We start from the raw sequence: 17,410 nt of genomic DNA on the forward strand, positions 1-17,410 counted from the left end.
GAGTTGATCGGGGGAGTCGGGGGGAGACCGATGAACAGCGCGACCGAGGTGTTCCAGCCGCTGCGGGCGGACGATCCGCAGACCGTTGCCGGCTACCGCCTCGCGGCCCGGCTCGGCGCGGGCGGCATGGGCAGGGTCTACCTGTCGCACACGCCGGGCGGCCGCCCGGTGGCGATCAAAGTGGTACGGCCCGAGCTGGCGGAGGACCCGGCGTTCCGGCGGCGGTTCCGCCGGGAGGTGGAGGCGGCCCGGCGGGTCCGCGGCGCGTACACCGCCGAGCTGATCGACGCCGACGCGGACGCGACGCCGCCCTGGCTGGCCACCGTGTACGTGCCGGGGCCCTCGCTGTCGGAGGCCGTGGCCCGGCGCGGACCGCTGCCGGTGCCCGCGGTGCTGTGGCTGGTGGCAGGGGTGGCGGAGGCCCTCCAGGTCATCCACGGTGCGGGGATCGTGCACCGCGACCTGAAACCGTCGAACGTACTGCTGGCCGCCGACGGGCCCCGGGTCATCGACTTCGGCATCTCGCTGGCCTCCGGCACCACCTCTCCCACCGCCACGGGCAGCGCCATCGGCACGCCCCAGTACATGGCCCCCGAACAGGCCCTGGCGGGCGAGACCACGGCGGCCACCGACGTCTTCGCGCTGGGCCAGACGGCGGCGTTCGCCGCGCTGGGCGAGCCGTTGTACGGGGACGGCCCCTCCGTGAGCGTGCTGTTCCGGATCGTGCACTCCGATCCCGACCTGTCCCGGCTGCCGGAGCCCCTGCGCCCGCTGATCGCCCGGTGCCTGGCAGCCGATCCGGAGGATCGTGCCACCCCGGCTGAGATCGTCGCGTGGTGCCGGCAGCGGCTGGGCAAGGACGCCGACGCGGGCGGCGGTCCGGCCGTGTGGCGGGAGGTGACGGGGCCGGAGCTGGTGGTCCCGGCTCCGGTACCGCACCCCACCTCGGTCCACACGCGGGCCCTGGATCCGCAGCCGCAGCCGCCGCTGCCGTCGCCGTCGCCGTCGCCGATGGCCTGGCAGCCGCCGGTGACGACGCCCCTCACACCGGAGGAGCAGCGCAGTCGCAGGCGGCGTACCGCTGTGATCGTCACCGCGGCGGTGACCGCGGCGGCCGTCCTGCTGACCGGTCTGGCCTGGACCGTCATGGACGCGGCGGACCGGGCGCGCGAACGGAGCGCGGCCGCGGCCACGTCCCCCGGCCCGGCGAGCGGCGGCAAGGCCTCCGGAGCCGGCGGAGCCGGTGGATCGATCGGGTCCGGTGGAGCCGGCGGAACCGCATCGAGTACGCCCAAGGCCTCCAAGCCGCCCGCACCCGTCCCCTTCCCCCAGGTCTGGCTGGACCAGAAGAACTCGATCGGCGTCAAGGACCCCGTCAGGCGGGAGGACCGTACCGGGGACATCCGTCTGGACTGCGAGAAGAACAGCTGTGCGCTGGCGAGCGACACGAGCGTGATCGTCCAGCTGTACGCCGATCCCGGCACGGGCAACCTCGACACGTGCGGCCTCCTCACGAAGGCCGCCACGCAGCACGAGCTGCCGCTGGCCGCGTCGGCGCCCGGCACCGAGATCTGCGTCCGGCACCCCTCGGGGGACATCGCGCTGCTCGTGATCCAGACCAAGCCGGTCGTGCGGCTGCCCGACCTGCCCGGCTGGATCACCGCGGACATGACGGTGTGGCGCGCTTCCTGACGGCGGCGCGGCGGGGTCAGCCGCGGGCGGCCTCGATGAAGGCGCGGATCAGGGCGGGGTCCTTCACCCCGCGCTCCCGCTCCACTCCGCTGGAGACGTCCACGCCCCAGGCGCCGGTGGTCTCCACGGCGTCCCGGACGCTGCCCGGGGTCAGCCCGCCGGCCAGCAGCCAGCGGCCCTCGGGCGCGGTGAACTCCGCGGAGCCCCAGTTCCACGGCTTGCCGGAGCCGGGGTCGGGGGCGTCGAGCAGCAGCAGGTCCTCCCCGTACTCCCCGCAGCGCTTCACGTGCTCGGCGGTGGCCCGCAGCAGGGTCCGGCCCTCGGCGCGCAGCGCCTCGTAGTACTCCGGGCCCTCGTCGCCGTGCAGCTGCACTCCCCGTACGCCGCTCTCCTCGGCCAGCCGCCGCACCTCCTCGACCGGCTGCCCCCGGAACACCCCCACGGTCAGCACCGAGTCCGGCACCCGCGCCGCCAGCTCCCGCGCCGCGGCGGCGCCGATCGTACGGGGGCTCCCCGGTGCGAAGACGAACCCGACGGCATCGGCCCCGGCCGCCACGGCCACGTCGACGTCCGGCCCGGTCTTCAGCCCGCAGATCTTCACGAACAGCTCGCTCATCCCCCCAGTCAACCAAACCGCCCTGTTGGGTGGTGAGCCGTCTCGGCACCCGGGCGCGGCCACCCTTGCGCCGCTAGCCTGGAACGGGGCTCACGCCCAGTACACGGCACGCCACGCGGAGGATCACGGTGACGATCATGATCGAACGGGCCACACCGATAGAGCAGGCGGCACCGCCGACATTCGAGACGCTCCTGCGCACGGTTGCGGAGATGGACACGCCAGACGGCTATAAGGCCGAGCTCATCCGGGGGAAGATCATCGTGTCGCCGTTCTCCAAGCTGCGCTACTCCCGTCGCATGCGTCTTTTGCGCGAGCAGCTCCAGGCCCACGTCCCCGAGGGGCAATTCGCGGACACCTCGCTCTTCCTCTTCCGGTTCGAGGCAGCTGAGCGCGGCTACGGACCAGACCTGTACGTCGCGGACGAGGCGGCCTTCGAGCAGGAGGGGCTGCACGCGGACGGCGCGGCGCTGTCGCTGGTCGGGGAGTTCACGTCCGTCTCCACCAGGGACGCGGACTGGAACGAAAAGCTCGACGTGTACGGCCGGCTCGTGCCCGTCTACCTCGTCGTCGACATGCAGGACTCGGAGATCACCTGCTTCTGGGACCCCTCGCCGCACGGGTACCGCTCTCGTACGACGGTGTCCTTCGGGAAGCCCCTGCAGATCCCCTCGCCCTTCGACTTCTCCCTCGACACCAGCGGCTTCTAGGAGCCCCGAGAACGCCCGAGGGCGGCACCCCCCGTGTGGGGAGTGCCGCCCTCGGTCGAAGAACAGCCGATCAGCCAGGGGCCGATCAGAAGTCCATGTCACCGCCCGGCATGCCGCCGCCGGCCGGGGCGCCGGCCTTCTCGGGCTTGTCGGCGATGACGGCCTCGGTGGTGAGGAAGAGGGCCGCGATCGACGCCGCGTTCTGCAGCGCGGAGCGGGTGACCTTCGCCGGGTCGATGATGCCCTCGGCGATCATGTCCACGTACTCGCCGGTCGCGGCGTTCAGGCCCCAGCCGACGGTCAGGTTGCGGACCTTCTCCACGACGACGCCACCCTCGAGACCACCGTTGACGGCGATCTGCTTGAGCGGGGCCTCCAGGGCGAGCTTCACGGCGTTGGCGCCGGTCGCCTCGTCACCCGTCAGGTCGAGCTTCTCGAAGACCGCGGAGGCCTGGAGCAGGGCCACGCCACCACCGGCGACGATGCCCTCCTCGACGGCCGCCTTCGCGTTGCGAACGGCGTCCTCGATGCGGTGCTTGCGCTCCTTGAGCTCCACCTCGGTCGCGGCGCCGGCCTTGATGACGGCCACGCCGCCGGCCAGCTTCGCGAGGCGCTCCTGGAGCTTCTCGCGGTCGTAGTCCGAGTCGGAGTTCTCGATCTCGGCGCGGATCTGGTTGACGCGACCCTGAACCTGGTCGCTGTCACCGGCACCGTCGACGATCGTGGTCTCGTCCTTGGTGATGACGACCTTGCGGGCGCGGCCGAGCAGGTCCAGGCCCGCGTTCTCGAGCTTGAGGCCGACCTCCTCGGAGATGACCGTGCCGCCCGTGAGGATGGCGATGTCGCCGAGCATGGCCTTGCGACGGTCACCGAAGCCCGGGGCCTTGACGGCGACGGAGCGGAAGGTGCCGCGGATCTTGTTGACGACCAGGGTCGACAGGGCCTCGCCCTCGACGTCCTCGGCGATGATCAGCAGCGGCTTGCCGGACTGCATGACCTTCTCGAGGAGCGGCAGCAGGTCCTTGACCGAGCCGATCTTCGAGTTGACGATCAGGATGTACGGGTCGTCGAGCGACGCCTCCATACGCTCCATGTCGGTGGCGAAGTACGCCGAGATGTAGCCCTTGTCGAAGCGCATGCCCTCGGTGAGCTCAAGCTCCAGACCGAAGGTCTGGGACTCCTCGACGGTGATGACGCCTTCCTTGCCGACCTTGTCCATGGCCTCGGCGATGAGCTCGCCGATCTGGGTGTCGGCGGCGGAGATGGAGGCCGTGGAAGCGATCTGCTCCTTGGTCTCGACATCCTTCGCCTGCTCCAGCAGGGCGCCGGAGACGGCCTCGACGGCCTTCTCGATGCCGCGCTTGAGGGCCATCGGGTTGGCGCCGGCGGCCACGTTGCGCAGGCCCTCGCGGACGAGCGCCTGGGCGAGCACGGTGGCGGTGGTCGTACCGTCGCCCGCGACGTCGTCCGTCTTCTTGGCGACTTCCTTGACCAGCTCGGCGCCGATCTTCTCGTACGGGTCCTCGAGCTCGATCTCCTTGGCGATGGAGACACCATCGTTGGTGATCGTGGGGGCGCCCCACTTCTTCTCAAGGACGACGTTGCGACCCTTGGGGCCAAGGGTGACCTTGACGGCGTCGGCGAGCTGGTTCATCCCGCGCTCGAGACCGCGCCGGGCCTCCTCGTCGAACGCAATGATCTTGGCCATCTGAAGTGGTCCTCCAGGACTGGGGTTCCCCCTGCGCCGTCGGCACGAGGGGAGGGTTGGATTGCTCCGGACCGCGCCCGCGCCCGCGACGGACGGCCTGCGTGCCCGGCGGTTCCTTCCCGCCGGACCCTGCGGGCCTCACCGACCCGGTCCTGTGTAGTAGCACTCTCACCAGGAGAGTGCTAACGCCAATGATTAGCACTCGACCCCCGAGAGTGCAAGCGGCTTCGAAGAAGCCTCGCTGAGGGGTGGCGGTCGGGCGACGGGGGGAGCAAGCGGCTTCGGGCAACGACAGGCCCGGCCGGCCCGGGCGGAGCCCGGACATGCGTCGAGGGTCCACATCCCTCCTCCAGGATGTGGACCCTCGTGCGTAATGCGTCGCTGGTCGATCGCGCCGGGGCTAGACGGCGAGCTTGACCATGTCCGCCTGCGGACCCTTCTGGCCCTGCGAGATCTCGAACTCGACCCGCTGACCCTCTTCAAGGGTGCGGTACCCGTCCATCTGGATGGCGCTGTAGTGGACGAACACATCCGCACCACCGTCGACCGCGATGAAGCCGTAGCCCTTCTCCGCGTTGAACCACTTGACGGTGCCCTGAGCCATGCCTAACTCCCCTATTACTGGCCCTTGCGCAGGACCGCACTTCGCGGTCCCGGGTCAGAACTTGCGCCGGAACGCCTCGACCGGGGCTGAATGTATCTGCACCGCTGCTGTCTGCAACAGGTCAATCCGACGAGAAATCTGGACACGGGGATACATTGAAATAGAGTGAAAAGTTGGCATATTCCCGGGCAACTCGGACCCGGCATATCTCGCCAAAGCCCCATACCGCACTCGCACATTGACTCAATGTCAACCATCACGCGACCCGCTCATATGCGGCGGGCAAGAACAGCGGAGGGGACTTCCCCAACTCTACCGCGCCCAACCAAGCAGAATTACCCCCTCCGCTTTTACCGGAGGGGGTAATTCTGGGCTTTCGCGTGTCAGCAGCCGCCGGCGACGGCGGGAATGATCGAGACGCCCGCGCCGTCCGGCGTCACCGCGTCCAGACCGCCCTCGAAGCGCACGTCGTCGTCGTTGACGTAGACGTTCACGAAGCGGCGCAGCTTGCCCTGGTCGTCCAGGACGCGGGCGGCGATGCCCGGGTGGCTCGCCTCCAGGGAGGCGATGACCTCGGAGAGGGTCGCGCCCTCGGCGGGGACCTCGGCCTGACCGCCGGTGTAGGTGCGCAGGATGGTGGGGATGCGGACGTTGACGCTCATGGCGCTACTGCCTTTCCGGGGGCGGAGGGTAGGGGTCAGGCCAGGCCGGCGGCGCGGAACGCGTCCAGGCTCGGGCGGATGGTGGCGGTCTGCCCGCTGTCCGCGGCCACCGCCTCCAGGGTCTTGAGGCCGTCACCGGTGTTGAGGACCACCGTGGTCAGCGCCGGGTCGAGCTGCCCGTTCTCGATGAGCTTCTTGGTCACGCCGACGGTCACGCCGCCCGCGGTCTCGGCGAAGATGCCCTCGGTCTGCGCGAGGATCTTGATCGCCTCGACGACCTGCTCGTCGGTGACGTCCTCGACGTAGCCGCCCGTACGGCGGGCGATGTCCAGGACGTACGGGCCGTCGGCCGGGTTGCCGATGGCGAGCGACTTGGCGATGGTGTTCGGCTTCTGCGGGCGGACCACGTCGTGGCCGGCCTTGAAGGCGGTGGAGACCGGGGAGCAGCCCTCGGCCTGGGCACCGAAGATCTTGTACGGCTTGTCCTCGACGAGCCCGAGCTTGATCAGCTCCTGCAGGCCCTTGTCGATCTTCGTCAGCTGCGAGCCGGAGGCGATCGGGATCACGATCTGGTCGGGCAGCTGCCAGCCGAGCTGCTCGCAGATCTCGTAGGCCAGCGTCTTGGAGCCCTCGCCGTAGTACGGACGCAGGTTGACGTTGACGAAGCCCCAGCCCTCGCCGAGCGGGTCGCCGATGAGCTCGGAGCAGAAGCGGTTGACGTCGTCGTAGTTGCCCTCGATGCCGACGAGGTCGCCGCCGTACACACCGGCCATGACGACCTTGCCCTGCTCCAGGTCGTGCGGGATGAACACGCAGGAGCGGAAGCCGGCCCGGGCGGCCGCGGCGCCGACGGCGCCGGCCAGGTTGCCGGTGGAGGAGCAGGACAGGGTGGTGAAGCCGAAGGCGCGGGCGGCCTCGACGGCGATGGCCACGACGCGGTCCTTGAAGGAGTGCGTCGGGTTGCCGGAGTCGTCCTTGACGTACAGCTTGCCCGTGACGCCGAGCTCCTTGGCCAGGTTGGCCGCGTCCACGAGCTTGGTGAAGCCCGGGTTCAGGCTGGGCTTGGAGGCCACGTCCGCGGGGACGGGCAGCAGCGGGGCGTAGCGCCAGATGTTGTTCGGGCCGGCCTCGATCGCGGCGCGCAGCGCCTGCGGGTCTCCGGTGGGAAGGTCGTAGGCGACTTCCAGCGGACCGAAGCACTCGACGCAGGCGAAGATGGGTCCGAGCTCGAAACGGGTACCGCACTCACGACACGAGAGGCCCGTGGCAGGTCCGAGATCGACAGAGGTGGCAACAGTCTGTGCAGCCATGATGGCGAGGCCCTTTCTCCTCATCTTCCCCATGGCGCACTTCGCCATGAGACGGAATTGGCACCTTCCCTAGCCGGGGACCTCGCTGCCGCAAGCAAGCAAGCGCGAGAACCGACTGGAGGGTTGCCGGGGCTTCAACGGGCCGTGTCCCTCTGCCCCTCTGGATGAGCGGTATGGCACCGGGCCGCGCGCTCTGCGGCGCGTCCGGGCGTTTGTGCGCGGGGACCCCCGGCATGCGGTGGTCCTTCGCGTTGTTCAAGACTGTAACTGAAGGTCCGGGTGGTTGAGACAGCCGTCCGAACCGCGAGATGGATCACTTTTCGGCCGAAACCGCCGAGGAGCGACGGACGACCGACGGACGAGCAGGGAGTGCTGAACGTGCTGGAAGAGGTGGAGCGCTGGTTCGCGGACCGCTCCTGGTCCGCGGCCGACCGACCGCTCGACCAGCTGCTTTCCGCCAAGCGGGCGGCGGGCGCCACGGTCAGCGTCGTCCTGCCCGCGCTCGACGAGGAGGAGACGGTCGGCGCGATCGTCGAGGTGATCCGGCGCGATCTGATCGACGGGCTGCCGCTGCCGCTGGTCGACGAGCTGGTCGTCATCGATTCGGGCTCCACCGACCGGACCGCCGAGGTGGCCGCCAAGGCCGGCGCCCGGGTGGTGCACCGCGACGACATCCTGCCGCGGATCCCGGCCCTGCACGGCAAGGGCGAGGTGCTGTGGCGCTCGCTGCTGGCGACCACCGGTGACGTGGTCTGTTTCGTGGACGCGGACCTGCGGGACTTCTCCTCCACGTTCGTGTCCGGGATCGTGGGCCCGCTGCTGACCGAGCCCGGCGTGCAGTTCGTCAAGGCGATGTACGACCGCCCGCTGGGGGACGCGCCCGGCCAGGGCGGCCGGGTCACCGAGCTGGTCGCCCGCCCGCTCCTCAACCTCCACTGGCCGCAGCTGGCCGGCTTCGTCCAGCCGCTGGGCGGCGAGTACGCCGTGCGCCGGTCCCTGCTGGAACGTTTGCCCTTCCCCGTCGGGTACGGGGTCGAGCTCGGCCTGCTCGTGGACGCGCTGCACACGGTCGGACTGGACGCGCTGGCCCAGGTGGACGTGGGCGTACGGCTCCACCGCCATCAGGACGGCCAGGCGCTGGGCCGGATGGCCGCGGCGATCTACCGGACGGCGCAGCTGCGGCTCTCGCGCGGCCAGCTCGTACGGCCGGAGCTGACGCAGTTCGAGCGCGGCCCGGACGGGTTCAGGCCCCGGACGTACGCCGTGGACACCGAGGAGCGGCCGCCGATGGCCGGGGTGAAGGAGTACTCCGGCCGCCGGGTGGCGTGAGGGAACTGACGTTTGAGCACACCGGCCCCGGGCTAGGTTCGCCGCATGGCTTCCCAGGTACTCGTTGCAGCGAACCGCGGCCCGCTCTCCTACGCACTCGACGAAGACGGCACCCTCACGGCCCGGCGCGGCGGGGGCGGACTCGTCTCCGGTCTCTCCGCCGCCCTCGCCCGCCAGCCGGAGGCGCTGTGGATCTGCGCGGCCCTGTCGGACGCGGACCGGGAGGCGGTCCGCCGCGGCGTCTCCGAGCCCGGCGTCCGGATGCTGGACATCGATCCCACCACGTACGACGACGCGTACAACGGCATCGCGAACTCGGTGCTGTGGTTCACCCACCACCACCTTTACGACATCCCGCGCGAGCCGGTCTTCGACGCGCGGTTCCGGCGGCAGTGGCAGTCGTACGCCGCGTACAACCACGCCTTCGCGCTGGCGCTCGCCGAGGAGGCGGGCGAGGGCGCGGCGGTGCTCGTGCAGGACTACCACCTGGCGCTGGTCCCGGGCGAGCTGCGGGAGCTGCGGCCCGACCTGAAGATCAGCCACTTCACGCACACCCCGTGGGCCTCGCGGGAGTTCCTGGAGATGCTCCCCGACGACATCCGCTCGCAGCTGATGTGGGGGATGCTCGGGGCGGACGTCGTGGGCTTCCACACCTGGGCGTGGGCGAACAGCTTCATGGACGGCTCGCACCTGGACGACGAGCGGGGCGTGGCCGAGCCGTGCTCCCCGGCGGGGACGGGCGAGCGGTTCGTCGAGAAGGCCCCGCGCGGCCCGGTGCGGCACCGGCGGACGGACGTGGCCGTGTACCCGCTGGGCGTGGACGGGGACGAGCTGCGCGCGCTGGCGCACCGGCCGGAGGTGAACGACAAGCTGGCGGCGCTGCGGACGGAGGTCGGGGACCGCAAGGCGATCGTCCGGGTGGACCGGACGGAGCTGTCGAAGAACATCGTGCGCGGGCTGCTGGCCTACCGGGAGCTGCTGACGGTGCACCCCGAGTGGCGCGGGCGGGTGGTGCACCTGGCGTCGGCGTACCCGTCGCGGCAGGACCTGGCCGTGTACCGCTCGTACACGGAGGCGGTGCGGGAGCTGGCGGAGCGGATCAACGAGGAGTTCGGTACGGAGGACTGGCAGCCGGTGCTGGTGTCGGTGAAGGACGACTTCGCCCGCTCCCTGGCGGCGTACCGGCTGGCGGACGTGGCGCTGGTCAACCCGGTACGGGACGGGATGAACCTGGTGGCGAAGGAGATCCCGGTGGTGTCGGACGCGGGGTGCGCGCTGGTGCTGTCGACCGGGGCGGGGGCGTACGGGGAGCTCCGCGAGGACGCGCTGACGGTGAACCCGTACGACGTGACGGCGACGGCGGAGGCCCTGCACGCGGCGCTGGCCATGCCGGCGGGTGAGCGGCTGGAGCGTACGAAGCGCCTGGCCGCCGCCGCCACGGCCCTCCCCGCGACGGAGTGGTTCACGGCCCAGCTGGAGGACCTGCGCGAGGCGTGACCGCTGCCGCCGCGCGGAGCCTTGAGGGGCTCCGCGGGGCGGTGGGGCCCGTCGCCCCGCGGGATGGCCCCGGCCAGGGACGGCTCGCGGGGCATTGGGGCCCGTCAGCCGCGGATGGCCCCGGCCAGGACGGCCAGGAAGTCCGCCACCGCGCCGGGGCCCGGCAGGACCAGGTCCGCCCGGGCGGCGAGCTCGGGGACCTCGGCGGAGCCGCTGCACACCAGCAGCCCCGGCAGACCGTCGGCCCGGCGCTTCTCCACCGCGGAGTACGCGGCGAGGTCGCCGAGGTCGTCGCCCGCGTAGAGGACCGCCTCCGCGTCCCGTTCCGCCACGAACTCCGTCAGGGCGACGCCCTTGTCCATGCCCGGGGGGCGCAGCTCCAGGACCGCCCGGCCCGGCTCGACCATGAGCCCGTGGCGGGCCGCCAGTTCGGCCAGGGGTTCGCGCAGCGCCGCGAAGGCCGCCGCCGGGTCGTCGGCGCGCCGGGTGTGGACGGCCAGCGCCCGGCCCTTCTCCTCGATCCAGGTACCGCGCCAGGCGCCGATGGAGTCCAGGAAGCCGGGCAGCTCCGCCCGTACGGCGGCGACTCCCGGGTGCTCGGCCGGCGCGTGGACGATGCCGGTCACCGCGTCCCACCGCTCGGCGCCGTAGTGGCCGAGGACGACGAGGTGTTCCAGTCCGGGGACGCCGGCGAAGCCCCCGTAGCGGACGGCCACACCGGCCGGTCGGCCGGTGATCACGGCCACCGAGTCGACCTCGGGGGCGAGCGCGGAGAGGGCCGGGACGGCCCCCGGGTGGGCCCGTGCCTGGTCCGGGTCGGGGACGATCTCGGCGAGGGTGCCGTCGAAGTCGAGCGCGACGACGGAACGGCGGGGTGCGCGGAGCAGGGCTTCGAGGCCCTCGCGTCCGGCGGCGGTGACGGGCATCGGCAAGTCGTGCGGATGGCTCCCCATACGGACGACCCTAACGGCCCGGCCGGGCCACGGCTACGGCGCGCGAGGCCCGGACACCCCCCGGGGGATCCGTCCCCCGGAGCCGCCCCTCAGCGCCGGGCCCGCTGTGCCTCGCGGATGCGGCGCAGCCGGTTGACGGTGCCGGGGGCGTGGGCCAGCGCCCGCGGGTCGTCCATCAGCACGTTGAGCAGCTGGTAGTAGCGGACCGGGGTCATCCCCAGCCCTTCCCGTATCGCCCGCTCCTTGGCCCCGGGCCCGGGCCAGGTGCGTCCCTCGTACGCGAGCACCGCGGCCTCGGTGGCCGTCAGCCCCACGTCGTCCGTCATACCGCCAGATTAACGCCGCCCTGTGACACCCACCGGGCCCGCACCCCTCGGCGGCCGTCCCTCAGCCGTCCCTGAGCCGTCCCTCAGTGCGCGTCCGCCCTGCGCGCCGATTCCGCGATGTCCTCCAGGACCTTCGCCGGCTGTCCGCCCGGCTGGACGGTCTTGCCGATGTTCTTCTTGACGTCCTCGCTCACCCCGGCCCAGGACTTCTTGCCGACCGGGTAGAGCCGCGCGTTCGGCAGCGCCTGCAAGAACGTCTTCAGCTGCGTGGCCGAGCCGCCCGTACTGGCGTCCATCGCCCGGTAGCCGGTCGTCGTGACCGGCAGCAGGTCGTACTTGTTGGTGAAGGCCGTCACGTTCTTCGCCTCGTACAGGTAGTCCAGGAACTGCCCGGACTCCTTGCGGTGGCCGTTCTTGAAGGCCATCACCCAGTCCGCGACGCCCATCGTCGGGTGCTCGGTCCCGTCGGCGGTCGGCATGGCCACCATGCCGAACTTCACGCCCTTCTCCGCCGCCTGCTTCAGCAGCGTGGGGTGGCCGTTGAGCATGCCGACCTCGCCCCGCGTGAAGGCGTCGAAGGCCGCCTGCCGGTCGGTCTTCGCCGGTTCCAGCCCTCCGGTCAGGCCCTGGCCGACCATCTTGTCGCGCAGGAACTCGAACGTCTTGACGTTGTCCGGGGAGTCGATCGCGTACGCCTCTTCGTTGTCGGTGTAGCCGCCACCGCCCGCGAGCATCCACATCATCGTCTCGGCCTGCGCCTCCTCGCGGCCCAGCGGCAGCGCGAGCGGCGTCGGCACGCCCGCGGCCTTGAGCTTCTTCGCGGCGGCCTCCAGGTCGGTCCAGCTCTTCGGCTGCCAGCCGCCCTTGGCGTCCTTCGGCATGACCCCGGCGTCCGTCAGCAGCTTCTCGTTGTAGAAGAGCAGGCGGGTGCTGGCCACGAAGGGCATGCCGTACTGGACCCGCCGGACCTTGCCGGCGTCCGCGAGCGGCGCCAGGAAGTCGGCCTCGGTGCTGACGGAGAGCAGCTCCTCCGCCGTGTACAGCTTGCCGGCGGCCGCGTAGTCGGCGTACGCGCCGATCTGCGCGATGTCGGGGGCCTTGCCGGCCTTGACCATCTCCGCGACCTTGGCGTCGACCTCGGACCAGGAGTAGACGCTGACCTCGACCTTGACGCCGGGGTGGTCCTTCTGGAAGCCGTCGGCGAGGTCCTTCCAGTAGCCCGTCGAGGAGTTCTGCGGATTGTCCCCGTAGTCGGCCGCCACGACCCGCAGGGTCACCTCGTTGTCCCCGGTGAGACTCCCCACGGCTCCGCAGCCCGTCAGTGCCGCGGCGGTCAGGCTCAGCGCGGCGCCGGTCGCGGCCAGGCTCAGGTAACGGCCCTTCACAGTTCTCGATCCACCCCTTGTTGTACGTACGATCCACGTAAGGTCTACACCACTTTGGCGGCTCGTCCACATCCGGAACGCACGGTGTCCGGTTCGTCGCCCGACCGAGGTCTTCGATTTTGTATGGCCGCTCAACAATCCCCTCCAATGGACTAGACCTTTCCCCGCCGAGCACGCGAGACTGTCACCTGTGAAACCCGTGAAACACGTCATCGCCCTCGATGTGGGCGGCACCGGGATGAAGGCCGCCCTCATCGCCGAGGACGGCTCCCTGCTGCACGAAGCGCGCCGCGCCACCGGCCGCGACCGGGGCCCCGACGCCGTCGTCGAGACGATCCTGGAGTTCGCCGCGGAGCTGTCCGGGCTCGGCCGCGAACGCTTCGGCGTACCCGCCAGCGCGGCGGGCGTCGCCGTCCCCGGCATCGTCGACGCCGAGAACGGGATCGCCGTCTACGCGGCGAACCTGGGCTGGCGCGACGTACCGATGCGCGCGCTCCTCAGCAGACGGCTCGGCGACATCCCGGTGGCCCTGGGCCACGACGTCCGCACGGGCGGACTCGCCGAAGGCCGCATCGGCGCGGGCCGGGGCGCCGACCGCTTCCTGTTCGTCCCGCTCGGCACCGGCATCGCCGGCGCCATCGGCATCGCCGGCCGCATCGAGGCCGGTGCCCACGGCTACGCGGGCGAGATCGGCCACATCGTGGTCCGCCCCGGCGGCCCCGCCTGCGGCTGCGGCCAGTACGGCTGCCTGGAGACCCTCGCCTCCGCGTCCGCCGTCAGCCGCGCCTGGGCGGCCGCCTCCGGCGACCCGGCCGCGGACGCCGCGGACTGCGCCAAGGCCGTCGCGTCCGGCGACGCGCGCGCCCACGAGGTGTGGCTGGCCGCGGTCGGCGCCCTCGCCGACGGCCTGGTCACCGCGATCACCCTGCTGGACCCGCGCACGCTGATCATCGGTGGCGGGCTCGCCGAGGCGGGGGAAACCTTGTTCACACCACTACGGACGGCCGTCGAGGAGCGCGTGACGTTCCAGCGGCTGCCCGACATCGTTCCGGCGGCCCTCGGGGACACCGCCGGATGCCTGGGCGCAGGGCTGCTCGCCTGGGACCTACTCGCCACGGAGGTACCTGCCTGATGTCCGGAAGCGCACACAGCACCGTTCTCTCCGGCGCCAGGGTGGTCCTGCCCACCGGGACCGTGGCGGGCGGCCGCGTCATCGTCGACGGCGAGCGCATCGCCGGCAGTGCCGGCGAGGGCGCGCGGACCGTCGACCTGTCCGGGCACTGGCTCGTCCCCGGCTTCGTGGACATGCACAACCACGGCGGAGGCGGCGCCTCCTTCACCTCCGGCACCGCCGAGGAGGTCCTCAAGGGCGTACGGACCCACCGCGAGCACGGCACCACCACGCTCGTCGCCTCCACCGTCACGGGCGACCTGGACGAACTGGCCCGCCGCGCCGGGCTGCTCGCCGAGCTGACGCAGGCGGGCGAGATCGCCGGCATCCACTTCGAGGGGCCGTTCATCAACCCCTGCCGCAAGGGCGCGCACAAGGAGGACCTGCTCCGCGACCCCGACCCGGCCGAGGTCCGCAAGCTGATCGACGCCGCGCACGGCGCCGCCCGCATGTTCACCCTCGCCACCGAACTCCCGGGCGGGCTGGACTCCGTACGGCTGCTGGCCGAGCACGGGGTCATCGCCGCGATCGGCCACACCGACTCCACGTACGAGCAGACCCGCCAGGCCATCGACGCGGGCGCGACCGTGGCCACCCACCTGTACAACGCGATGCCCGGCATGGAGCACCGCGCCCCCGGCCCGATCGCCGCGCTGCTGGAGGACGAGCGGGTCACCGTCGAGCTGATCAACGACGGCACCCACCTGCACCCGGCGATGCTGGAGCTGGCCTTCCACCACGCCGGCGCGCACCGCGTGGCGCTGATCACCGACGCGATGGACGCGGCGGGCTTCGGCGACGGGATCTACCACCTGGGGCCGCTGGAGGTCGAGGTCAAGGAGGGCGTGGCCCGCCTCGTCGAGGGCGGTTCGATCGCCGGCTCCACGCTGACCCTGGACACCGCCTTCAAGCGGTCGGTGACCCTGGACAAGCTGCCCGTGGAGTCCGTGGTCCAGGCGATCTCGGCCAATCCCGCCAAGCTGATCGGCCTGTACGACGAGGTCGGCTCGCTGGAGCCGGGCAAGTACGCCGACCTGGTCGTCCTGGACGCCGCGTTCGACGTCAAGGGCGTCATGCGGCGCGGCGAGTGGGTCGTCGACCCGCTGGTCTGAGTGCCGCTGCGGCCGCTGGTCCGAGCGGGTACGGAGGGAAACGGGCGGCCCGCGGGACTGGGCCGCCCGTACTGGTGTTTGGCATGATCCCCGCACACACCGAGACCGGGGCCTGCCATGATCCTCACCGTGACGCTCAACACCGCACTCGACGTCACCCACCACGTACCGAAGCTGATTCCGCACACCTCGCACCGGGTCACCGCCGTGACCGAACGGCCCGGCGGCAAGGGCCTCAACGTCGCCCGCGTACTGGCCGCGCTCGGCCACGAGGTCACCGCGACCGGCTTCGCGGGCGGACGCACGGGCGCCGTCGTACGCGAACTGCTCGCCGACACCGCGAAGGTGACGGACGCTCTGGTCCCCTGCGCGGGCACCACCCGGCGCACCCTGGCCGTGGTCGACGAGTCCTCGGGCGACACCACGCAGTTCAACGAGCCGGGCCCGCTGATCGGTTCCGCGGAATGGGCCGCCTTCCTCGACCGGTACGCGGCCCTGCTGGCCGGGGCCTCCGCGGTGGCCCTGTGCGGCAGCCTCCCGCCGGGCGTGCCGGTGGGCGCGTACGCGGCGCTCGTACGGGCCGCCCGCGCGGCCGGGGTCCCGGTCCTCCTGGACACCAGCGGCGAGGCGTTGCGCCGCGGGGTCGCGGCCCGACCGGAGATGATCAAGCCGAACGCCGCCGAGCTCGCCGAGCTGACCGGCTCCCGCGAGCCGCTCCAGGCCACCCGCGACGCCCGCCGCCGCGGCGCGCACGCCGTGGTGACCTCGCTCGGCCCCGACGGACTGCTGGCGGCCACGGCCCAGGGCACCTGGCGGGCGGCCCCGCCGCGCGCCCTGACGGGGAACCCGACCGGAGCCGGCGACTCCGCGGTGGCGGGGCTGCTGTCGGCCCTCACGGAGGGCCTGGACTGGCCGGCCCGCCTGACCCGCGCGGTCGCCCTCTCGGCGGCCACGGTCCACGCCCCGACGGCGGGGGACTTCGACCCCCGCACCTACGAGGAGCTGCGGCAGGCCATCTCCGTCACCGGCGGCAACTGACGATCGGACCACGCGCCCCCGTCCGGTTCCCCGACCTGGCGTCAGTCCGCGGCGGTCCGCGCGCGCTTGACCCGACATCACGGGCGTCCGGAGGGACTCCGCCTACCTGGCGTCGAAGCGCTCGGAGAACACCGGCTGGGTCCACTGCGGCTGACGCACCGGCAGGCACAACGGGGTCCGGCCCCACCGCAGGTGCGGTGGGGCCGGACTCGTTCCGGGCCGGTGGCGGGGCGGGGCCCGCCCACCCGGCGGGAGGTCAGCGCTTGACGTGACCCTGGCCCAGGTCGAGCTGGTCGAAGACCGCCTCGCACTGGTTGCCGGCCTCACACGAGATCTTCATCGTGTTGGTGCCCTTCTTGAGGCTGATCCACGCGAAGGTGCGGGTCCACCCCTTGTCCCAGGCTCCGGCCTCGGCCTTGGCGAAGTTCGACAGGTTCAGTGACTGCGTCGGGCTCTGCCCGTTGACCGTGAGGGTCGCCTTCGCGTCCTTCCCGGGCACGCCGTAGTTCACGAAGAGCGTGTAATCACCGGCGGTCGGGACGTCCACGGTCCAGGTCAGCGCCGCACCGGGCGCGTTGAAGCCCGCCACGTACTGGCCGCCCGCGCTCTTCGCGCCCGGGACCGCGGCCTCCAGGTGCGCGCCGCCCGTGAGGGACATGCCCGCGCCCGAGGCGTCCGCCTTGGGCAGCGGGACCTCCGCGGACTGCGAGGGGCTCGGCTGCGCGGACGCGGAGTTCTGCGGCTGCGCGGACTGCTGTCCGCCCGTCGCGCCGGCCTTGTCCTTGTCCTTGTCCTTGTCGCCGAAGGCCACGGCCGCACCGATGCCGATCGCGACCGCGGCGACCACCGCCACCGCCGCGATGAGCATGCCCTTGCGGCTGGAACCGCCGCCTCCGCCGTGGCCGCCGTGGCCGCCCGGCGCCGGGATCGTCGACGTGACCTGCCCCTGCTGCGGCGGAACCCCGTAGCCGCCCGCCTGGAGCGCTTCCGGGGCCTGGTACTGGGCCTGGTAGGCCGGCTGCTGCTGGGGCGGGACCTGGGCGCCGCGCTGGCCGCCGTACGTCCGCTCACCGACCGTGCGCACCTGGTTGTACGAGGTACGGGGGACACCGGGCTGCCCACCGACCGTCGGGCCGGGGTAGCCGTATCCACCGCCCGACGCGGGCGGGGTGGCTCCGGCGGCCTGGCCGTCCGCGTAGAGATAGCCGAACGGATCGTCGTCCTCGGGCTTGTTCGCCCCACTGTTCGGGCCGTGGTTCGCGGGCGTCGTCATCGCAGGTCACTCCTTTCGACCCAC

General features: G+C 71.9%; 16 protein-coding genes and 1 riboswitch. Of the genes, 7 read left to right on the forward strand and 9 right to left on the reverse strand.

Translation table 11 applies throughout. The features are described from left to right. The first annotated feature begins 30 nt into the window (after positions 1-30). Positions 31-1,692, forward strand: coding sequence for a serine/threonine-protein kinase (locus tag ADK52_RS16800; protein WP_053690622.1), 1,662 nt, complete (start codon positions 31-33; stop codon positions 1,690-1,692). Positions 1,693-1,708: 16 nt separating this feature from the next. Here ADK52_RS16800 and ADK52_RS16805 read toward each other — a convergent pair whose 3' ends face one another. After that, entirely contained in the window at positions 1,709-2,308 is a 600-nt protein-coding gene (locus tag ADK52_RS16805) for a phosphoribosylanthranilate isomerase (RefSeq protein ID WP_053690623.1), read from the reverse strand. A 212-nt stretch (positions 2,309-2,520) separates the two neighbouring features. Here ADK52_RS16805 and ADK52_RS16810 point away from each other — a divergent pair, with 212 nt between their 5' ends. Then, positions 2,521-3,018, forward strand: coding sequence for a Uma2 family endonuclease (locus ADK52_RS16810; protein ID WP_234343882.1), 498 nt, complete (start codon positions 2,521-2,523; stop codon positions 3,016-3,018). 85 nt (positions 3,019-3,103) lie between these two features. Here the strand turns inward: ADK52_RS16810 and groL are convergent, their stop codons facing one another. The 4 genes from groL to thrC all read right to left on the reverse strand — a co-directional run bounded on the left by groL (position 3,104) and on the right by thrC (position 7,302). Then, a complete protein-coding gene (gene groL / locus ADK52_RS16815) occupies positions 3,104-4,726 on the reverse strand; it encodes a chaperonin GroEL (protein WP_053690625.1) in 1,623 nt (540 codons plus the stop codon). A 400-nt stretch (positions 4,727-5,126) separates the two neighbouring features. Beyond that, positions 5,127-5,330, reverse strand: a complete 204-nt coding sequence (locus tag ADK52_RS16820) for a cold-shock protein (protein WP_005315736.1) — start codon at positions 5,328-5,330, stop codon at positions 5,127-5,129. A 383-nt stretch (positions 5,331-5,713) separates the two neighbouring features. Next, positions 5,714-5,992 carry a MoaD/ThiS family protein gene (locus ADK52_RS16825; RefSeq protein WP_053690626.1) on the reverse strand — a complete coding sequence of 93 codons (279 nt, stop codon included), beginning with the start codon at positions 5,990-5,992 and terminating at the stop codon, positions 5,714-5,716. Between the two features lie 35 nt (positions 5,993-6,027). Further along, positions 6,028-7,302, reverse strand: a complete 1,275-nt coding sequence (gene thrC, locus ADK52_RS16830; RefSeq protein ID WP_053690627.1) for a threonine synthase — start codon at positions 7,300-7,302, stop codon at positions 6,028-6,030. A 17-nt stretch (positions 7,303-7,319) separates the two neighbouring features. After that, a riboswitch (SAM riboswitch) is annotated at positions 7,320-7,473 on the reverse strand. 207 nt (positions 7,474-7,680) lie between these two features. Here thrC and ADK52_RS16835 point away from each other — a divergent pair. Together ADK52_RS16835 and ADK52_RS16840 are read left to right on the forward strand one after the other, a co-directional pair. Continuing rightward, the gene (locus ADK52_RS16835; RefSeq protein ID WP_053690655.1) at positions 7,681-8,631 is read left to right on the forward strand and encodes a glucosyl-3-phosphoglycerate synthase; all 951 of its coding nucleotides are present in this window, start codon (positions 7,681-7,683) and stop codon (positions 8,629-8,631) included. Between the two features lie 45 nt (positions 8,632-8,676). Further along, positions 8,677-10,128, forward strand: coding sequence for an alpha,alpha-trehalose-phosphate synthase (UDP-forming) (locus ADK52_RS16840; protein ID WP_053690628.1), 1,452 nt, complete (start codon positions 8,677-8,679; stop codon positions 10,126-10,128). 104 nt (positions 10,129-10,232) lie between these two features. Here the strand turns inward: ADK52_RS16840 and otsB are convergent, their stop codons facing one another. The 3 genes from otsB to ADK52_RS16855 form a co-directional block, all read right to left on the reverse strand. Further along, positions 10,233-11,081: a trehalose-phosphatase gene (gene otsB / locus ADK52_RS16845; protein WP_053690629.1), complete on the reverse strand. Its 849-nt coding sequence runs from the start codon at positions 11,079-11,081 to the stop codon at positions 10,233-10,235. Between the two features lie 89 nt (positions 11,082-11,170). Next, positions 11,171-11,407, reverse strand: a complete 237-nt coding sequence (locus tag ADK52_RS16850; protein WP_030156982.1) for a DUF3263 domain-containing protein — start codon at positions 11,405-11,407, stop codon at positions 11,171-11,173. An 83-nt stretch (positions 11,408-11,490) separates the two neighbouring features. After that, positions 11,491-12,792, reverse strand: a complete 1,302-nt coding sequence (locus ADK52_RS16855; protein ID WP_053690630.1) for an extracellular solute-binding protein — start codon at positions 12,790-12,792, stop codon at positions 11,491-11,493. A 199-nt stretch (positions 12,793-12,991) separates the two neighbouring features. Between ADK52_RS16855 and ADK52_RS16860 the strand changes: the two genes are divergently transcribed. The 3 genes from ADK52_RS16860 to ADK52_RS16870 all read left to right on the forward strand — a co-directional run bounded on the left by ADK52_RS16860 (position 12,992) and on the right by ADK52_RS16870 (position 16,113). Next, positions 12,992-13,924 carry an ROK family protein gene (locus tag ADK52_RS16860; RefSeq protein WP_053690631.1) on the forward strand — a complete coding sequence of 311 codons (933 nt, stop codon included), beginning with the start codon at positions 12,992-12,994 and terminating at the stop codon, positions 13,922-13,924. Beyond that, a complete protein-coding gene (nagA, locus tag ADK52_RS16865; protein WP_053690632.1) occupies positions 13,924-15,075 on the forward strand; it encodes an N-acetylglucosamine-6-phosphate deacetylase in 1,152 nt (383 codons plus the stop codon). The genes ADK52_RS16860 and nagA overlap by 1 nt, the downstream gene beginning before the upstream one ends. A 117-nt stretch (positions 15,076-15,192) precedes the next feature. Further along, positions 15,193-16,113: a 1-phosphofructokinase family hexose kinase gene (locus ADK52_RS16870; protein ID WP_053690633.1), complete on the forward strand. Its 921-nt coding sequence runs from the start codon at positions 15,193-15,195 to the stop codon at positions 16,111-16,113. A 256-nt stretch (positions 16,114-16,369) separates the two neighbouring features. Here ADK52_RS16870 and ADK52_RS16875 read toward each other — a convergent pair whose 3' ends face one another. Then, on the reverse strand, positions 16,370-17,386 hold the full coding sequence (locus ADK52_RS16875) for a CBM35 domain-containing protein (RefSeq protein ID WP_053690634.1): 1,017 nt from the start codon (positions 17,384-17,386) through the stop codon (positions 16,370-16,372). Between the last annotated feature and the right edge of the window lie 24 nt (positions 17,387-17,410).

Source organism: Streptomyces sp. WM6372 (assembly GCF_001279655.1).
Taxonomy (GTDB): Bacteria; Actinomycetota; Actinomycetes; order Streptomycetales; family Streptomycetaceae; genus Streptomyces.